The sequence below is a fragment of the Telluria aromaticivorans genome (assembly GCF_013003915.1).
Taxonomy (GTDB): Bacteria; Pseudomonadota; Gammaproteobacteria; order Burkholderiales; family Burkholderiaceae_D; genus Telluria; species Telluria aromaticivorans.
Genome location: NZ_JABAIV010000004.1, coordinates 257,970 through 275,366, shown reverse-complemented (window position 1 = coordinate 275,366; position 17,397 = coordinate 257,970). Strand labels below are relative to the sequence as shown.

Sequence of the window (17,397 nt, the reverse complement as noted above, 5' to 3'; positions counted from 1 at the left end):
CTGGTAATTCTCAAAATATCGTTAGGAGTCTCAAATGGCAAAAGGTAAATTCGAACGGACCAAGCCGCACGTCAACGTCGGCACCATCGGTCACGTTGATCACGGCAAAACCACCCTGACGGCAGCAATCGCAACCGTCCTGTCGAAGAAATTCGGCGGCGAAGCTAAAGCATACGACCAGATCGATGCGGCTCCAGAAGAAAAAGCACGCGGCATCACCATCAACACTGCGCACGTCGAGTACGAGACCGAAAACCGTCACTACGCGCACGTTGACTGCCCAGGCCACGCCGACTACATCAAGAACATGATTACCGGTGCTGCGCAGATGGACGGCGCGATCCTGGTGTGCTCGGCCGCCGACGGCCCAATGCCACAGACCCGCGAGCACATCCTGCTGGCGCGTCAGGTTGGCGTTCCATACATCATCGTGTTCCTGAACAAGTGCGACCTGGTCGACGACGCAGAGCTGCTGGAACTGGTCGAAATGGAAGTCCGTGAGCTCCTGTCGAAGTACGAGTTCCCAGGCGACGACCTGCCAATCATCAAGGGTTCGGCACGTATGGCCCTCGAAGGCAAGCCGGGCGAAATGGGCGAAGACTGCATCATCGCCCTGGCGCATGCACTGGACACCTACATCCCAACGCCAGAGCGCGCTGTTGACGGCGCCTTCCTGATGCCAGTGGAAGACGTGTTCTCGATCTCGGGTCGCGGCACCGTTGTTACCGGTCGCGTCGAGCGCGGTATCATCAAGGTCGGCGAAGAAATCGAAATCGTCGGTATCGTCGACACCGTCAAGACCATCTGCACCGGCGTGGAAATGTTCCGCAAGCTGCTGGACCAGGGTCAAGCTGGCGACAACGTCGGCCTGCTGCTGCGCGGCACCAAGCGTGAAGATGTCCAGCGTGGTCAGGTCCTGGCAAAGCCAGGTTCGATCAAGCCGCACAACCACTTCACCGGCGAGATCTACGTCCTGTCGAAAGACGAAGGCGGCCGTCACACTCCGTTCTTCAACAACTATCGTCCACAGTTCTACTTCCGTACGACTGACGTGACCGGTTCGATCGAGCTGCCAGCGGACAAAGAAATGGTCATGCCAGGCGACAACGTGTCGATCACCGTCAAGCTGATCAACCCGATCGCGATGGAAGAAGGCCTGCGCTTCGCAATCCGCGAAGGCGGCCGTACCGTCGGCGCCGGCGTGGTTGCCAAGATCCTGGCCTAATAAGCCACGGAAAGAGGGAAGCGGTCACCCGTTTCCCTCGAACAGCATTGTCAGGCTGCGAAGGTATCCTGTATAATGCTGGATTCAGCGAGAAGTTTTCGTAGGGGTGTAGCTCAATTGGCAGAGCGTCGGTCTCCAAAACCGAAGGTCGCGGGTTCGATTCCCTCCGCCCCTGCCACCGATTCTGGTGCCAGGCACCGAAAGTAAAAAAAGTATGTCGAACCAATCCGTGCAAACTGTCAGCACCTCGAATGACAAGTTCAAGGTCGCACTGGCGGTGGTTGCCACGATTGCAGGCGTTGTCGGGTTCTTTTACCTGAAAGGCCAGAACAAACCAGCCTTGGTCGCCGCAGGCGCCCTCTTGGCTGGTTTAGTTTTTGCCGTCCTGCTTTTGTGGACTTCCACCACTGGTCGTGATTTCCTGAGCTTCGCCAAGGAATCGGTGCGTGAAACCAAGAAGGTCGTTTGGCCGACCCGTAGGGAAGCCACCCAGATCACCGGCATCGTTTTTGCCTTCGTGGTCGTGACGGCAATTTTCCTGTGGGGCACGGATAAAGTTCTCGAATTCCTGTTGTACGACGTCGTCCTGGGGTGGAAAAACTAATGAGCGATAACGTTGACAACGTGCCGGGTGAAGTCCCGGCCGACGGCATTCCACAAGACGCTGCAGCACCGGTGAGTGTCCCGGTCAGCAACAAGCGCTGGTATGTCGTCCATGTCTATTCCGGTATGGAAAAGAGCGTCATGCGCGCCCTGACCGAGCGCATCGAGCGCGCCGGCATGCAAGAACAGTTCGGCCAGATCCTGGTCCCGACCGAAGAAGTCGTCGAAATGCGCAACGGCACCAAGGCCGTCTCCGAGCGCCGCTTCTTCCCTGGCTATGTGCTGGTTGAGATGGAAATGACCGACGAAACCTGGCACCTGGTGAAGAACACTTCCAAGGTCACCGGTTTCATCGGCGGCAAGAGCAACAAACCGACCCCTATCCCGGCGCGCGAGATCGACAAGATCATGCAGCAGGTCCAGGAAGGCGTCGAAAAGCCTCGGCCGAAAGTGCTATACGAAGTGGGCGAGCAGGTCCGTATCAAAGAGGGCCCGTTCACCGACTTCAACGGCAACGTCGAGGAAGTGAATTACGAAAAATCGAAGGTGCGCGTGTCTGTCACCATCTTCGGTCGCGCAACTCCGGTGGAACTGGAGTTCGGGCAAGTCGAGAAGGTTTAAACGCAATAATCGGAGCGTCGCAGCAGCAAGGCGGAATCCGGTAAGAGGAGCCCCGCCAGAGTAGTAGTGGTGGGGCGCTACTACTCAAAGCCAACAGGAGCTACACATGGCAAAGAAGATTATTGGTTTTATCAAGCTGCAAGTCGCAGCTGGTAAAGCAAACCCATCCCCACCGATCGGCCCAGCACTGGGTCAGCGCGGCCTGAACATCATGGAATTCTGCAAGGCGTTCAACGCCCAGACCCAGGGTTTCGAGCCGGGCATGCCGATTCCAGTCGTGATCACCGCGTTCGCCGACAAGTCCTTCACCTTCGTGATGAAGACCCCACCGGCAACCTACCTGATCAAGAAAGCCGCTGGCATCACCAAAGGTTCGCCGAAGCCACATACCGACAAAGTTGGCACGCTGACCCGTGCACAGGCTGAAGAAATCGCAAAAACCAAGCAGCCGGACCTGACCGCAGCCGACATGGACGCCGCAGTGCGTATCATCGCCGGTTCGGCACGTTCGATGGGCATCACGGTAGAGGGTGTGTAATGGCTAAGATCTCCAAGCGCGTCAAAGAAATGAAAGCGAAAGTCGACCGTAACAAGGTCTACGCCTTCGACAACGCACTGTCGCTCGTCAAGGAATTCGCAACCGCCAAGTTCAACGAGTCGATCGACGTCTCGGTGCAGCTGGGTGTGGACCCGAAGAAGTCGGACCAAGTGGTCCGCGGTTCGGTCGTCCTGCCAGCAGGCACCGGCAAGACCGTGCGCGTCGCTGTCTTCGCATCGGGCGAAAAAGCCGAAGCTGCAAAAGCAGCCGGCGCCGACATCGTCGGTATGGAAGACCTGGCTGAGATGGTTAAAGCCGGCAACATGCCATTCGATATCGTCATCGCTTCGCCAGACACCATGCGTATCGTCGGTACCCTGGGCCAGATCCTGGGTCCACGTGGCCTGATGCCTAACCCGAAGGTCGGCACCGTCACCCCTGACGTCGCTACCGCGGTCAAGAATGCCAAAGCCGGTCAGGTCCAGTACCGTACCGACAAGGCTGGTATCGTCCACGCTACCATCGGCCGCAAGTCGTTCTCGGACGACCAGCTGAAGTCGAACCTGGTTGCGCTGATCGAAGCCCTGAACAAGGCCAAGCCGGCAACCTCGAAGGGCGTGTACCTGCGTAAGGTCGCCCTGTCGTCGACCATGGGCGCCGGCGTCCGCGTCGACCACGCTTCGATCGCCGCTTAAGCAATAAGAATTCAGTCTTCGCCAGAAATGGCGAAGCGCATCTTTGGGCTGGTGAGGCGGCAACGCTTCACCAGGCAATCAAAGACCGTTGGGCCGAATGCAGCAGGCAGGCAGGAGGTTAATAGGCCACCCAACGCAGATGGTGTACCCGAACAAGTTTTGTAGTCCACGCTGCGTGAATCTATCCGCGTCAGATTGGCTTCTTAACTTCGGACGCCGTGTTCGAACCGATGTGAACGCTTTTGTTCCCATCATTTAAGGAGATTGACCGTGGGTCTTAATCTGAATGACAAAAAGGTCGTCGTCGAAGAAGTTTCCGCGAAAGTAGCTAGCGCGCAAACGATCGTCGTGGCTGAGTACCGTGGCATCCAGGTTGCTCACTTGACCAAGCTCCGTGCAACCGCACGTGCCCAGGGCGTCTACCTGCGTGTTCTGAAGAACACGCTGGCTCGTCGCGCTGTCGAAGGCACGCAGTTTGCCTCGCTGGCTGATTCCATGACCGGTCCGCTGATCTATTCGATCTCGGACGATGCCGTTGCTGCAGCGAAAATCATCAATGATTTCGCTAAAACCAACGACAAGCTGGTCGTGAAAGCCGGTAACTACGCAGGTAAGCAGCTCGATGTAGCTGGCGTTACCGCGTTGGCAAGCATTCCGTCGCGTGACGTCCTCATCTCGCAGCTGTTGGGCGTGATGCTGGCTCCGGTGTCGGGCTTTGCACGTGGTCTGGCTGCCCTGGCAGCGAAAAAAGGCGAAGGTTCGGAAGTTGCTCCAGAAGCAACCGAAGAAACCGCAGCAGCTTAATAGCCGCGCCTTTTTTTTCAAGTACCAACCTGAACTACACACACAACATATTTGGAGTTTCAAATGGCAATTAGCAAAGACGATATCCTGAACGCAGTGAGCGAAATGTCCGTCATGGACCTGAACGAACTGGTCAAGGCCTTCGAAGAGAAGTTTGGCGTGTCGGCAGCTGCGATGGCAGCACCTGCAGCCGGTGGCGCTGGCGCCGCTGCTGCAGTCGAAGAGCAGACCGAATTCAACGTCGTGCTGACCGAAATCGGCGCGAACAAGGTCGGCGTCATCAAAGCCGTCCGTGAAATCACCGGTCTGGGCCTGAAAGAAGCTAAAGACGTGGTCGACGGTGCACCAAAGACCGTGAAAGAAGCCATGCCTAAAGCTGACGCTGAAGCCGCCAAGAAGAAGCTGGAAGAAGCTGGCGCCAAGGCTGAACTGAAGTAATACATGTGCATTGGGCACTTCGGTGCCCAACGCGGGAGTCAAAGCTTGCGAAACCTGCCGAAAGGGAGGTGTAGCTGCTTTGGCTCTTTTGTCGTCCCTGCGGCAAACGTGTGCAATACCTGTCGTACGGAAACAAATAGTGACGGCAGACGGAAATATCGTAACACAGCAGTAGCTCGTCCTTTTTCACCTGACGGGAAAGCAGAGGCTTCAGGCCTTGCGTGTGGCGCTTCAACCACTGGCAATTCCTGAATTCTCATCCTTTCTGTCACTCACGGAGTGTCCATGCACTACTCATTTACTGAGAAGAAGCGCATTCGCAAGTCGTTCGCGAAGCGCGCCAACGTTCACAACGTTCCCTACCTTCTGGCTACCCAGCTTGAATCCTACGAGAATTTCCTGCAAGCGGATGCCGTTCCCTCCGTGCGCAAGAATGAGGGCCTGCAGTCCGCCTTCAGCTCCATCTTCCCTATCGTGTCGCACAATGGTTTTGCGCGCCTCGAGTTCCTTTCTTATGTGCTGGGCGATCCTGCGTTTGACGTGAAAGAATGCCAGCAGCGCGGCCTGACTTTCGCCTCGCCGCTGCGCGCCAAGGTGCGTCTGGTGATCCTGGACAAGGAATCGCCGACCAAGCCGGTCGTGAAGGAAATGAAGGAGCAGGAAGTCTACATGGGCGAACTGCCGCTTATGACCACGAACGGTTCGTTCGTGATCAACGGCACGGAACGCGTCATCGTCTCGCAGCTGCACCGCTCGCCAGGCGTGTTCTTCGAACACGACCGCGGCAAGACCCACTCCTCGGGCAAGCTGCTGTTCTCGGCACGCATCATTCCTTACCGCGGCTCGTGGCTGGACTTCGAGTTCGACCCGAAAGACATTTTGTTCTTCCGCGTCGACCGCCGCCGCAAGATGCCGGTCACGATCCTGCTGAAGGCCATCGGCATGACGCCGGAGCAGATCCTGGCGAACTTCTTCGTCTTCGACAATTTCACCCTCCGCAATGAAGGCGGCGAGCTGGAGTTCGTGTCCGAACGCCTGCGCGGCGAAGTCGCGCGCTTCGACATCGTCGATCCGAAGTCGGGCAAGACCATCGTCACCAAGGACAAGCGCATCAATGCCAAGCATGTGCGCGACATCGAAGCTGCCGGCATCAAATCCATCTCGGTCCCTGAAGACTACCTGCTCGGCCGCGTGCTGGCACGTAACATCGTCGACCAGGACACTGGCGAAGTCATCGCCGTGGCCAACGACGAGCTGACCGAAGAACTGCTGGGTAAGCTGCGCGATTCGAGCGTGACCGACATCCAGACGCTCTACACGAACGACCTGGACCAGGGTGGCTACATCTCGCAGACCCTGCGCACCGACGACACCGCCGACCAGACCGCAGCTCGCGTGGCGATCTACCGGATGATGCGTCCTGGCGAACCGCCAACCGAAGAATCGGTCGAAGCCCTGTTCAACGGCCTGTTCTACAGCCCTGAGCGCTACGACCTGTCGGCTGTCGGCCGCATGAAGTTCAACCGCCGTATCGGCCGTGACGAACTGACCGGCGCCATGACGATGTCGAACGAAGACATCCTGGCCGTGATCAAGATCCTCGTCGAGCTGCGCAATGGCCGCGGCGAAGTCGATGACATCGATCACCTGGGTAACCGTCGCGTCCGTTGCGTCGGCGAACTGGCTGAGAACCAGTTCCGTGCCGGCCTGGTGCGTGTGGAACGCGCCGTCAAGGAACGCCTCGGCCAGGCCGAAGCGGACAACCTGATGCCGCATGACCTGATCAACAGCAAGCCGATCTCGGCCGCGATCCGTGAATTCTTCGGTTCGTCGCAGCTGTCGCAGTTCATGGACCAGACCAACCCGCTGTCGGAAGTCACCCACAAGCGCCGCGTCTCGGCTCTTGGACCGGGCGGTTTGACCCGCGAACGTGCAGGCTTCGAGGTGCGCGACGTGCACCCGACCCACTACGGCCGCGTGTGCCCGATCGAAACGCCTGAAGGCCCGAACATCGGCCTGATCAACTCGCTGGCACTGTACGCCCGCCTGAACGAATACGGCTTCCTGGAAACCCCGTACCGCAAGGTCGACGGCTCCAAGGTCACCGACAAGATCGAATACCTGTCGGCGATCGAAGAAGGCCGCTACATCATTGCGCAGGCGAACGCCGCGATCAATGAACAGGGCCAGCTGGTCGACGAACTGGTCTCCGCTCGTGAAGCCGGTGAAACCATCCTGGTCTCGCCAGAGCGCATCCAGTACATGGACGTGGCGCCAGGCCAGATCGTGTCGGTCGCAGCGTCCCTGATTCCGTTCCTGGAACACGATGATGCGAACCGTGCACTGATGGGCGCCAACATGCAGCGCCAGGCCGTGCCTTGCCTGCGTCCGGAAAAAGCCTTTGTCGGTACCGGCATCGAGCGCACCGTGGCAGTCGACTCGGGCACTACCGTGCAGGCCCTGCGTGGCGGTGTGGTGGACTATATCGATGCAGGCCGTGTGGTGATTCGCGTCAACGACGACGAAGCAACCGCAGGCGAAGTCGGTGTCGACATCTACAACCTGATCAAGTACACCCGTTCGAACCAGAACACCAACATCAACCAGCGTCCGATCGTGCAGGTTGGCGACCGCGTTGCCCGTGGCGACGTGATTGCCGACGGCGCATCGACCGACCTGGGCGAACTGGCCCTGGGCCAGAACATGCTGGTGGCGTTCATGCCGTGGAACGGCCTGAACTTCGAGGATTCGATCCTGATCTCGGAAAACGTCGTCAAGGACGACCGTTACACCTCGATCCACATCGAAGAGCTGTCGGTCGTCGCTCGCGACACCAAGCTCGGCGCGGAAGAGATCACCCGCGACATCTCGAACCTGGCTGAAAACCAGCTGGCGCGCCTGGATGAATCGGGCATCGTCTACATCGGCGCCGAAGTGCAGGCTGGCGACGTGCTGGTCGGTAAGGTCACCCCGAAAGGCGAGACCCAGCTGACCCCGGAAGAAAAGCTGCTGCGCGCGATCTTCGGCGAAAAAGCGTCGGACGTGAAAGACACCTCGCTGCGCGTGCCATCGGGCATGATCGGCACCGTGATCGACGTCCAGGTCTTCACCCGTGAAGGCATCCAGCGCGACAAGCGCGCCCAGCAGATCATCGACGATGAACTCAAGCGCTATCGCCTGGACCTGAACGACCAGATGCGTATCGTCGAAGGCGATGCCTTCCAGCGTCTGGAGCGCATGTTGACCGGCAAGATCGTCAACGGCGGTCCGAAGAAACTGGCCAAGGGCGCCGCGATCACCCAGGAATACCTGGCTGACCTCGACAAGTTCCACTGGTTCGACATCCGCCCTGCGGACGACGACACTGCGAACGCGCTGGAAGCGATCAAGGAATCGATCAACGAGAAGCGCCACCAGTTCGACCTGGCCTTCGAAGAGAAGCGCAAGAAGCTCACCCAGGGCGACGAGCTGCAGCCTGGCGTGCAGAAGATGGTCAAGGTCTACCTGGCCGTCAAGCGCCGCCTGCAGTCGGGCGACAAGATGGCAGGCCGCCACGGTAACAAGGGTGTGGTCTCGCGTATCGTGCCGGTGGAAGACATGCCGTTCATGGCGGATGGTACGCCTGCAGACGTCGTGCTGAACCCGCTGGGTGTCCCGTCGCGTATGAACGTCGGCCAGATCCTCGAAACCCACCTCGGTTGGGCGGCAAAGGGCCTGGGCCTGCGTATCGGCGACATGCTGCGCGCCTCGGCGAAAGCCGAAGAACTGCGCGGCTTCCTGGGCCAGATCTACAACGAAACCGGCCGCAAGGAAGACCTGGACAGCTTCAGCGATGAAGAAATCCTGACCCTGGCGGGGAACCTCAAGAACGGCGTGCCGTTCGCGACCCCAGTCTTCGATGGCGCCCACGAAAGTGAAATCCGCCGCATGCTGGACCTGGCGTTCCCTGACGAGATCGCTGCCCAGCTGGGCATGACCCCGTCGAAGAACCAGGTCACGATGTTCGACGGCCGCACCGGCGAAGCATTCGAGCGCAAGGTCACCGTCGGCTTCATGCACATGCTGAAGCTGCATCACCTGGTGGACGACAAGATGCACGCGCGTTCGACCGGTCCATACTCGCTCGTCACGCAGCAGCCACTGGGCGGTAAAGCCCAGTTCGGCGGCCAGCGCTTCGGTGAGATGGAGGTGTGGGCACTGGAAGCCTACGGCGCGTCCTACGTGCTGCAGGAAATGCTGACCGTGAAGTCGGATGACGTGAACGGCCGTACCAAGGTGTACGAGAACCTGGTCAAGGGCGACCACGTGATCGACGCCGGCATGCCGGAATCGTTCAACGTGCTGGTGAAGGAAATCCGTTCGCTGGGTATCGACATCGATCTCGAGCGCAACTAAGCAAGTCAGCATGGCTGTCGGCCTTCGGGCTTGGCCTGTTGCTCTTGAAACGTCGCCCCGGCGCAGGCCGGGGCCCAATTTCGGTGATTTAGCCGAAAAACCTGGATCCCGGCCTGCGCCGGGATGACGCTTTCAAGGGTAGTGGTTCAAGCAAGCACTGGCGAAAATCAGTGAGAACCGGCGGTAGTAGTAGTACGTAAAGAATTCAATCACCTGGAGTGATAAATGAAAGCACTGCTCGATCTATTCAAGCAAGTTCAAACGAACGAAACCTTCGACGCCATCAAGATTGGCCTGGCGTCGCCTGAAAAAATCCGTTCGTGGTCCTTCGGCGAAGTCAAGAAGCCGGAAACCATCAACTACCGTACCTTCAAGCCAGAGCGCGACGGCCTGTTCTGCGCCAAGATCTTTGGCCCGATCAAGGACTACGAGTGCCTGTGCGGCAAGTACAAGCGCCTGAAGCACCGTGGCGTGATCTGCGAGAAGTGCGGCGTCGAAGTCACGCTGGCCAAGGTGCGCCGTGAGCGCATGGGCCACATCGAACTGGCCTCGCCAACCGCGCACATCTGGTTCCTGAAGTCGCTGCCGTCGCGCCTGGGCATGGTCCTGGACATGACGCTGCGGGACATCGAACGCGTGCTGTACTTCGAAGCATATGTCGTGACCGATCCAGGCATGACCCCGCTGAAGAAGTCGCAGATCATGTCGGAAGACGACTACGCCGCCAAGTACGAAGAGTACGGCGACGACTTCACCGCATTCATGGGCGCCGAAGGCATCCGTGAGCTGCTGCGCTCGATCGACATCCACCGCGATGCCGAAGCCCTGCGCGTGGAGCTGAAAGAATCGAAATCCGAAGCCAAGATCAAGAAATACGCCAAGCGCCTGAAAGTGCTCGAGGCGTTCCAGCGTTCGGGCATCAAGCCTGACTGGATGATCATGGAAGTGCTTCCGGTCCTGCCGCCGGAGCTGCGTCCGCTCGTCCCGCTGGACGGTGGCCGTTTCGCGACCTCCGACCTGAACGACCTGTACCGCCGCGTCATCAACCGTAATAACCGCCTGAAGCGCCTGATGGAACTGCGCGCACCGGAAATCATTACGCGTAACGAAAAGCGCATGCTGCAGGAAGCGGTCGACTCGCTGCTGGACAACGGCCGTCGCGGTAAAGCGATGACCGGCGCCAACAAGCGTCCGCTGAAGTCGCTGGCCGAGATGATCAAGGGTAAGGGCGGCCGTTTCCGCCAGAACTTGCTGGGCAAGCGCGTCGACTACTCGGGCCGTTCGGTCATCGTGGTCGGCCCACAGCTGAAACTGCACCAGTGCGGCCTGCCGAAGCTGATGGCCCTGGAACTGTTCAAGCCGTTCATCTTCAACAAGCTCGAACTGATGGGTCTGGCAACGACCATCAAGGCGGCCAAGAAGCTGGTCGAAATCCAGGAACCGGTGGTCTGGGACATCCTTGAAGAAGTCATCAAGGAACACCCGGTCATGCTCAACCGTGCACCAACCCTGCACCGTCTCGGTATCCAGGCGTTCGAGCCAGTCCTGATCGAAGGCAAGGCCATCCAGCTGCACCCACTCGTCTGCGCGGCGTTCAACGCCGACTTCGACGGTGACCAGATGGCTGTCCACGTCCCGCTGTCGATCGAAGCGCAGATGGAAGCGCGTACGCTGATGCTGGCGTCGAACAACATCCTGTTCCCGTCGAACGGCGAACCGTCGATCGTGCCGTCCCAGGATATCGTGCTGGGCCTGTACTACGCGAGCCGCGAGGCGATCAACGCCAAGGGCGAAGGCATGATGTTCCCGGACGTGTCGGAAGTCATCCGCGCGTACGACAACAAGGAAGTCGAACTGGCGACCCGCATCACCGTGCGTATCGTCGAGTTCCCACGCGTTGCCGGCACCGAGGAATTCGAGCGCACCGTCACGCGCTACGAGACCACCGTCGGCCGTGCGATCCTGTCCGAGATCCTGCCTAAAGGCCTGCCGTTCAGCGTGCTGAACCGCTCGCTGAAGAAGAAGGAAATCTCGAAGCTGATCAACACGTCGTTCCGCAAGTGCGGCCTGCGTGCGACCGTCGTGTTCGCCGACAAGCTGATGCAGTCGGGCTTCCGCCTGGCGACGCGCGCCGGTATCTCGATCGCCGTCGACGACATGAAGATCCCGGACGTCAAGAAGGGCATGATCGCGACCGCCGAAGCGGAAGTGAAGCAGATCGAGCAGCAGTACAGCTCGGGCCTGGTCACCGCCGGCGAGCGTTACAACAAGGTCGTCGACATCTGGGGCAAGACCTCCGATGAAGTCGGCAAGGCGATGATGGACCAGCTGAAAGTCGAGCCGGTCACCCGCCGCGACGGCACCGAAGGCACCCAGGAATCGTTCAACGCGATTTACATGATGGCCGACTCGGGCGCCCGTGGTTCGGCAGCGCAGATTCGCCAGCTGGCTGGTATGCGAGGCCTGATGGCCAAGCCGGACGGTTCGATTATCGAAACGCCGATTACCGCGAACTTCCGCGAAGGCCTGAACGTGTTGCAGTACTTCATCTCGACGCACGGCGCCCGTAAGGGTCTGGCCGACACCGCGCTGAAGACCGCAAACTCGGGTTACCTGACCCGCCGCCTGGTCGACGTGACCCAGGATCTGGTGGTCATCGAGGACGATTGCGGCACCACCAACGGCACCTTCATGAAGGCGATGGTCGAAGGCGGTGAAGTCATCGAAGCGCTGCGCGACCGTATCCTCGGCCGCGTGACGGGCAACGATGTCGTCAATCCTGAAACCCAGGAAACCGTGTACGAAGCCGGCACGCTGCTGGACGAAGACATGGTCGAAGAGATCGAACGCCTCGGCATCGACGAAGTCAAGGTCCGCACCCCGCTGAACTGCGACACCCGTTATGGCCTGTGCGCATCCTGCTACGGCCGCGACCTGGGCCGCGGCTCGATGGTCAACAGCGGCGAAGCAGTCGGCGTCGTGGCAGCACAGTCGATCGGTGAGCCGGGTACCCAGCTGACCATGCGTACCTTCCACATCGGTGGTGCGGCATCGCGTGCAGCAGTGGCATCGTCGGTCGAAGCCAAGTCGAACGGTACGGTCCGCTTCACGGCGACCATGCGTTACGTCACCAACGGCAAGGGCGCGCAAATCGTCATTACCCGTTCGGGCGAAGTGCTGATCACCGACGACCACGGCCGTGAGCGCGAGCGTCACAAGGTGCCGTACGGCGCGACCCTGATCGTCAAGGACGGCCAGGCAGTCAAGGCCGGCACCGCCCTGGCAACCTGGGATCCGCTGACCCGTCCGATCATTACCGAGTACGCAGGTACGATCCGCTTCGAGAACGTGGAAGAGGGCGTCACCGTCGCTCGCCAGGTCGACGAAGTGACCGGCCTGTCGACCCTGGTCGCGATCGATCCGAAGCGTCGTGGTTCCGCAGGCAAGGTTGTGCGTCCGCAGGTCAAACTGCTGAACGAAGAAGGCCAGGAAGTGAAGATCGCCGGCACCGAACACGCCGTGGCGATTGGTTTCCAGGTTGGCGCGCTGATCATGGTGAAAGACGGTCAATCTGTCTCGGTGGGTGAAGTGCTGGCACGTATCCCGACCGAATCGCAGAAGACCCGCGACATTACCGGTGGTCTGCCACGCGTTGCCGAGCTGTTCGAAGCACGTTCGCCGAAAGACGCGGGCATGCTGGCCGAAGTCACCGGTACCGTCGCCTTCGGTAAAGAAACCAAGGGCAAGCAGCGTCTGGAAATCACGGACATGGACGGCAACAAGCACGAGTTCCTGATCACCAAGGACAAGCAAGTGCTGGTCCACGATGGTCAAGTCGTGAACAAGGGCGAGATGATCGTCGATGGTCCGGCCGATCCGCAGGACATCCTGCGCCTGCTGGGTATCGAAGCGCTGGCACGTTACATCGTCGACGAAGTGCAGGACGTCTACCGTCTGCAGGGCGTGAAGATCAACGACAAGCACATCGAAGTCATTGTTCGCCAGATGCTGCGCCGCGTGGCCATCGTCGAAGCCGGCGACACCGACTACATCGTCGGCGAGCAGGTGGAGCGTTCGGAACTGCTGGAAGAGAACGACCGCATGGAAGCCGCAGGCAAACTGCAAGCGACCTACGAGAACGTCCTGCTGGGTATTACCAAGGCATCGCTGTCGACCGATTCGTTCATCTCGGCCGCATCGTTCCAGGAAACCACCCGCGTGCTGACCGAAGCTGCGATCATGGGCAAGCGCGATGGCCTGCGCGGCCTGAAGGAAAACGTCATCGTCGGCCGCCTGATCCCTGGCGGTACCGGCCTGGCATTCCACCGCGCCAAGAAAGAGAAGGAAGTGTGGGAGGCGGAAGAGCGCCAGGCACTGCTGCAGCAGGAGAAGGCCAACATGGCTGCCGAACTGCAGGCGATGGAAGACCAGCAGAATGCGGCGGCTCCGGCTGAGCAGCATCACGGCGACGACGAGTAATCGTTTAGCTTCGCTGATATGAAGACGGCACCCTGAGGGGTGCCGTTTTTTTTGGTGTACGAATTATTCGAGAAGCTAAAAAGAGGCAAATTCGCTAACAGAGACTTCCACCAATGCTTTTCCCGTCGCGAAGATCGAAACCGAAGCTGCATACGTATTCGCCTTCCTTACTTCTACTACACATCACATTGCCCTTGTCACGGAACCGAACACGAGTGCCGCTGCCCTCCATGCATGGGTCGTGTTTGTCGGGCCCAATCTCTTCGAACAGTTCCCTTGCTGCCTGGCCTTCCATTGAAATGGCAACTTTCTTGTTCTTAACGGTCGGGACCGTGGGATCGCCGAGGCTACCGCCGTAAATGCGATAGGTCGTCGCTGCCTTTTTATATGGGCCTGGTTCGCTGTCGCCGGCGCCGGCGCCCCCAGCAAGCGACAATGCCGCTAGCTGCAAAGGTAGTTTGAGCATGCCTCGCCTTGAAAACGCACTTCGACAGGGAATGACCGTGACGACTGGCCAGCAACGGGGTAGTCACCAGGATGGAAGTTCCCTCGCTACATGGACATCCAAAGGAGACATTCTTGGTTATATTCAGCAAGCAATATTGATGCTGGCTAAGGGCCATCGGTCGCCACAGAGCGAGCGTGCAAGAGTAGAGGACAATGTTCGCCATTTAACTCATCCGTACGCCATGCGCCTGTAATGACTGCTATCATCCATCGCTGAGTTATCGTTCTTTCCACGTTCCTTACCCACCAAGCAATATGCCCTGGCCATTTGATGCGACCCCGGACGCCGCGTGCGCGCCTGCCATGCCGGATACCCGCACCTCCGACATGGAACGCCAGATGCGCGCCTTCCCATGGGAAACCACCGCCGTCGGCCCCGTCAGCACCTGGCCGCAAAGCCTGAAGCATGCCGTCCGCACGGTGCTCGACCTGCGCATGCCGGCCTACCTCGCGTGGGGCGAGTCATACATCCAGTTCTTCAACGATGCCTATGTCCCGATTCTCGGCGCCAAAGCGCAAAACGCGCTGGGCGTCGATACCCGCCTCACCTGGCCCGAGGCCTGGCCGACCATCGCGCCGCTGTGGGAACAGGTGCGCCAGGGCGCGACCTTCGCCGACGACGAATTCCAGATCACGCTGAACCGCAATGGTTTTGCCGAGAGCTGCTACTTCAGCCACTCGTACAGCCCGATCTACAGCCCCTCCGGCGCGATCGAAGGCATCTTCGTCACCTGCGTGGAGACCACGAAGGCCGTGATGGGAGAGCGCCGCAAGGCCTACCAGCTCAAGCTGGCCGACACGCTGCGCCGCGAGACGGAGTTCGGCCCGATGCTCAAGGCGACCATCCGCCTGACCAGCGAATACTTCACCGGCTCGAAGGTCGCCTACGTCGAACTCGATGAGGGGCAGCGCAGCTTCTCGGTCAAGGAAGAATGGATGGAAGGCGTCGAGACCGGCGGCGCCCATGGCACGCTGCCACTGGACATGCTCTCGCCCGACCAGCTCGAGCAGCTGCGCGCTGGCACCACCATCTGCATCAACGACGTCAAGACCGATCCGGCCTGCGCGCCGGTCGCCATGCCTTGCTTGAGCCTGGGCATCCATTCGGTGGTCGTGATTCCCCTCAAGGACGGCAACCGCCTGCACGGCGCCGGCTTCCTGTACAAGGACCATGCCTACCGCTGGACCGACGACGACCGCACGCTGGCAGAAGACCTTGCGCGCCGCACCTGGGAAGCGCTGCGCCGCATCCGCGCCGAGGAAGCGCTGCGCGAAGAGACGCGCATGCTCGAACTGCTCAACCGCGCGGGCAATGCGCTGGCGTCGACGCTCGATATCGACACGCTGCTGCAGGCGATCACCGACGCCGCCACCGAACTGACCGGCGCCGAATTTGGCTCCTTCTTCTACAACGGCAAGGACGAGAACGGAGACGCCTACCTGCTGTATACGCTCAGCGGCGCGCCGCGCGAGGCCTTTGCCCATCTCGGCCATCCGCGCACGACAGCGATCTTCGGCCCCACCTTCCATGGCGCCGCGCCGATCCGCAGCGACGACATCACCAAAGACCCGCGCTACGGCAGGATGGGCCCGCACCATGGCATGCCGAAAGGGCATCTGCCGGTGCGCAGCTACCTGGCAGCCTCGGTGTATTCGCGCTCCGGCGAGGTGCTGGGCGGCCTGTTCTTCGGCCATTCGCAGACGCACAGGTTCGACGAGCGCACCGAGCAGCTCATTACCGGTTTCGTGGCGCAGGCCGCGGTGGCCATCGACAATGCGCGCCTGTACGAACTGGCCCAGCGCGCGGCGAAGGAACGCGAAGGATTGCTCGCCAGCGAGCGCGCCGCGCGCGCCGAGGCCGAGCGCCACAGCAAGATGAAGGACGAGTTCCTGGCGATGCTGGCGCACGAGCTGCGCAACCCGCTGGCGCCGATCATCAACGCGGCGCAGCTGCTCAAGATGCCGACCGTGGACGAGAACCTGCGCCTCAAGGCCGGCAACATCATCTCGCGCCAGGTACGCCACATGACGGAGCTGGTGGACGATTTGCTCGACGTGTCGCGCGTGACGCGCGGCCTGGTGAAACTCGATACCGAGCCTTTGGCACTCGACGCCGTGCTGCGCGCCGCCGTCGAACAGGCGCGCCCGCACATCGAGGCGCGCGAGCACCTGCTGACGGTGGAAGCGCCGGCGCTTCCCGTAGTGGTAGCCGGCGACCGCACGCGCCTGGTGCAGGTGCTGGTCAACCTGCTCAACAACGCGGCCAAGTACACGCCGCCGCAGGGCCGCATCACGCTGCGCCTGGAAGCCAGCCTGGAGGCGGCGCGCATGACCGTGATCGACAACGGCTGCGGCATGGACGCCAAGCTGCTGCCGCACGTGTTCGACCTGTTCACCCAGGCCGAACGTACGCCGGACCGCTCACAGGGCGGCCTCGGTATCGGGCTGGCGCTGGTCAAGAGCATCGTGCAGATGCATGGTGGCCAAGTCGAGGCGCACAGCGATGGCCTGAACCTGGGCACCTCGGTGTCGGTGCTGCTGCCGCTGGTCGATGCGGCCGGCGCCCCGGGCCCCGCGCACCTGCATTCGGCGGCGCGAACCGTGTCGCCATGCCTGCTGACCATCGTCGACGACAACGTCGATGCGGCCCAGTCGCTGGCGGTGTTGCTGCGCGCACAGGGCCATAGCGTGAACGTGTTCGAAGATGGCGTGCGCACGCTGGCTTCCAGCGAGATCGCGCAGACGCATGCCTTCATCCTCGACATCGGCCTGCCCGACATGACCGGCTACGAGCTGGCGCGGCGCCTGCGCCGCGAGCATCCGCAGGCAGTGTTCATTGCGCTCACCGGCTACGGGCAGGAGCGCGATCGCGACCTCTCGAAAGCGGCCGGCTTCGACTACCACCTGGTAAAACCGGTGGAGTTCCGCGCGCTGGCGGACATCCTGGCGCAGCTGCCGCAGTCCCAAGCGGCCGCACAGGAAGAGGCGCCGCGCAAGCCGGAGCCGGATGTGGCCGAACTGGCTTGATGTATGCCGGCCTGGCGCCGGCGAACCGGTGTCGCTTCCCCGGGGCCTCTCCTGCGGAACGCCCC

11 protein-coding genes and 1 tRNA gene are annotated in these 17,397 nt (G+C 60.6%); 11 read left to right on the top strand and 1 reads right to left on the bottom strand.

Annotation, left to right across the window (positions count from 1 at the left end; all coding sequences use genetic code 11):
• The first annotated feature begins 34 nt into the window (after nt 1-34).
• The 10 genes from tuf to rpoC all read left to right on the top strand — a co-directional run bounded on the left by tuf (nt 35) and on the right by rpoC (nt 13,798).
• Nucleotides 35-1,225, top strand: coding sequence for an elongation factor Tu (gene tuf, locus HGB41_RS13810; protein WP_171085305.1), 1,191 nt, complete (start codon nt 35-37; stop codon nt 1,223-1,225).
• 102 nt (nt 1,226-1,327) lie between these two features.
• A tRNA-Trp gene (locus tag HGB41_RS13805) sits at nt 1,328-1,403 on the top strand.
• Between the two features lie 36 nt (nt 1,404-1,439).
• Entirely contained in the window at nt 1,440-1,829 is a 390-nt protein-coding gene (gene secE, locus HGB41_RS13800) for a preprotein translocase subunit SecE (protein WP_171085303.1), read from the top strand.
• On the top strand, nt 1,829-2,449 hold the full coding sequence (gene nusG / locus HGB41_RS13795) for a transcription termination/antitermination protein NusG (RefSeq protein WP_171085302.1): 621 nt from the start codon (nt 1,829-1,831) through the stop codon (nt 2,447-2,449). The genes secE and nusG overlap by 1 nt, the downstream gene beginning before the upstream one ends.
• A 106-nt stretch (nt 2,450-2,555) precedes the next feature.
• A complete protein-coding gene (gene rplK, locus HGB41_RS13790) occupies nt 2,556-2,987 on the top strand; it encodes a 50S ribosomal protein L11 (protein ID WP_020653552.1) in 432 nt (143 codons plus the stop codon).
• Nucleotides 2,987-3,682, top strand: coding sequence for a 50S ribosomal protein L1 (rplA, locus tag HGB41_RS13785; RefSeq protein ID WP_171085300.1), 696 nt, complete (start codon nt 2,987-2,989; stop codon nt 3,680-3,682). The genes rplK and rplA overlap by 1 nt, the downstream gene beginning before the upstream one ends.
• 270 nt (nt 3,683-3,952) lie before the next feature.
• Complete coding sequence (gene rplJ, locus HGB41_RS13780) at nt 3,953-4,486, top strand: 50S ribosomal protein L10 (protein ID WP_171085298.1); 534 nt, start codon at nt 3,953-3,955, stop codon at nt 4,484-4,486.
• Between the two features lie 63 nt (nt 4,487-4,549).
• On the top strand, nt 4,550-4,924 hold the full coding sequence (rplL, locus tag HGB41_RS13775; protein ID WP_171085296.1) for a 50S ribosomal protein L7/L12: 375 nt from the start codon (nt 4,550-4,552) through the stop codon (nt 4,922-4,924).
• A gap of 285 nt (nt 4,925-5,209) precedes the next feature.
• The gene (rpoB, locus tag HGB41_RS13770) at nt 5,210-9,319 is read left to right on the top strand and encodes a DNA-directed RNA polymerase subunit beta (RefSeq protein WP_171085294.1); all 4,110 of its coding nucleotides are present in this window, start codon (nt 5,210-5,212) and stop codon (nt 9,317-9,319) included.
• 225 nt (nt 9,320-9,544) lie between these two features.
• Nucleotides 9,545-13,798, top strand: coding sequence for a DNA-directed RNA polymerase subunit beta' (rpoC, locus tag HGB41_RS13765; protein ID WP_171085292.1), 4,254 nt, complete (start codon nt 9,545-9,547; stop codon nt 13,796-13,798).
• 94 nt (nt 13,799-13,892) lie between these two features.
• Here rpoC and HGB41_RS13760 read toward each other — a convergent pair whose 3' ends face one another.
• Nucleotides 13,893-14,264, bottom strand: a complete 372-nt coding sequence (locus HGB41_RS13760) for a hypothetical protein (RefSeq protein ID WP_171085290.1) — start codon at nt 14,262-14,264, stop codon at nt 13,893-13,895.
• Nucleotides 14,265-14,560: 296 nt separating this feature from the next.
• On the opposite strand from HGB41_RS13760, the gene HGB41_RS13755 reads away from it, so the two are divergent.
• Nucleotides 14,561-17,332: a GAF domain-containing protein gene (locus tag HGB41_RS13755; RefSeq protein ID WP_171085288.1), complete on the top strand. Its 2,772-nt coding sequence runs from the start codon at nt 14,561-14,563 to the stop codon at nt 17,330-17,332.
• Nucleotides 17,333-17,397 lie beyond the last annotated feature (65 nt).

Coding starts and splice junctions, on each gene's coding strand:
- secE (WP_171085303.1), top strand. CDS start 1,440: ATGTCGAACCAATCCGTGCAAACTGTCAGCACCTCGAATGACAAGTTC.
- rpoC (WP_171085292.1), top strand. CDS start 9,545: ATGAAAGCACTGCTCGATCTATTCAAGCAAGTTCAAACGAACGAAACC.
- rplA (WP_171085300.1), top strand. CDS start 2,987: ATGGCTAAGATCTCCAAGCGCGTCAAAGAAATGAAAGCGAAAGTCGAC.
- nusG (WP_171085302.1), top strand. CDS start 1,829: ATGAGCGATAACGTTGACAACGTGCCGGGTGAAGTCCCGGCCGACGGC.
- HGB41_RS13755 (WP_171085288.1), top strand. CDS start 14,561: ATGCCCTGGCCATTTGATGCGACCCCGGACGCCGCGTGCGCGCCTGCC.
- rplL (WP_171085296.1), top strand. CDS start 4,550: ATGGCAATTAGCAAAGACGATATCCTGAACGCAGTGAGCGAAATGTCC.
- HGB41_RS13760 (WP_171085290.1), bottom strand. CDS start 14,264: ATGCTCAAACTACCTTTGCAGCTAGCGGCATTGTCGCTTGCTGGGGGC.
- rplK (WP_020653552.1), top strand. CDS start 2,556: ATGGCAAAGAAGATTATTGGTTTTATCAAGCTGCAAGTCGCAGCTGGT.
- tuf (WP_171085305.1), top strand. CDS start 35: ATGGCAAAAGGTAAATTCGAACGGACCAAGCCGCACGTCAACGTCGGC.
- rpoB (WP_171085294.1), top strand. CDS start 5,210: ATGCACTACTCATTTACTGAGAAGAAGCGCATTCGCAAGTCGTTCGCG.